General features: G+C 30.4%; 1 protein-coding gene. It reads left to right on the top strand.

The genetic code is table 11. The features are described 5' to 3' along the window. Positions 1-390: 390 nt before the first annotated feature. Positions 391-1,204: ORF6N domain-containing protein (locus HMPREF0072_RS08840; RefSeq protein ID WP_039931343.1), on the top strand; the 814-nt coding region annotated here is incomplete at its 3' end.

Below are 1,204 nucleotides of genomic sequence, written 5' to 3'. Positions count from 1 at the left end.
AGCAAGAAAGATATGACCAGAGAAATCTAAGGGAGTAACGAAAAGTTACACCCTTAAATAACCATAATAACAAGACTTCCGATTATCGAAAATCAAGAAAGGAGCAGATATGGCAACAAACAAAAGATATTATTGGATAAAATTAAAAGAGGACATTGTCCTTAATGAGTCCAGCCCATGTCCGACAAGAGATAGAGATAGAGAAAGATATAGAGATAGATAAAGAGAGAGAGGGAGAGATAGAAAAGATTTAATATTTTTGGTATAATTATAGAAATTAGACTTTGAAAATATGATGGATAATTGGCTTAAGAGCTGTAAGTTAAATGAAATAAAGAGAAAACGGCTACAAGTTGTAGCCCCCCCAGAAATATATAGGAGGTGAATTTTGTGGCAGAGCAAAATAAGGAAATTGTAGTTATAGATGAAACTACAATTAAAAGTAAGATTTACTATATACGAAATCAAAAGGTTATGCTTGATTTTGAACTTGCTGAAATATATGGGTATGAAACAAGAGCTTTTAATCAACAGGTAAAAAGAAATAATGAAAAATTTGATGATGATTTTATGTTCCAATTAACCGATGAAGAAGTATATGAACTTTCAAGATCACAAAATGTGACCTTGAAGAGAGGAACAGGTAGAGGAAGCAATATAAAGTATAATCCATATGCCTTTACAGAACAGGGAATATATATGCTAATGACTGTATTGAGGGGAGAACTTGCTGTTAAACAGAGCAAGGCTTTAATACGAATGTTTAAGCAAATGAAAGACTTTATTATTGAAAATCAAGATTTTATCAGTTCAAAAGAATTAGTACAAATTGCCATTCAAACCAACCAAAACACAAAAGATATTGCAGAAATAAAATCTCAAATGGCTACAAAAGAAGATTTGAAAAAGGTAATGGACAATTTTATAGACCCAGAAACATATAAACATTTTCTCTTGATGAATGGAGATAAGATAGAAGCTGATGTTGCCTATACAAAAATATATAAATCAGCAAAGAAAAGTATTTATGTTATAGATAACTATATAGGGCTTAAAACATTAGAACTTTTAAGAGCTGCAAGAGATAAGACTCAAATCATAGTCTTTAGCGATAATGTTAAAAACAAGGATATGCTTACAAAAAATATCTTAGATGATTTTAGAAAAGACTATCCTAATATAGACCTGAAACTGAAAATAGCGA

Origin of the sequence: Anaerococcus lactolyticus ATCC 51172 (assembly GCF_000156575.1) — a bacterium.
GTDB lineage: Bacteria > Bacillota > Clostridia > Tissierellales > Peptoniphilaceae > Anaerococcus > Anaerococcus lactolyticus.
This window is presented reverse-complemented; position numbering and strand designations above follow the sequence as displayed.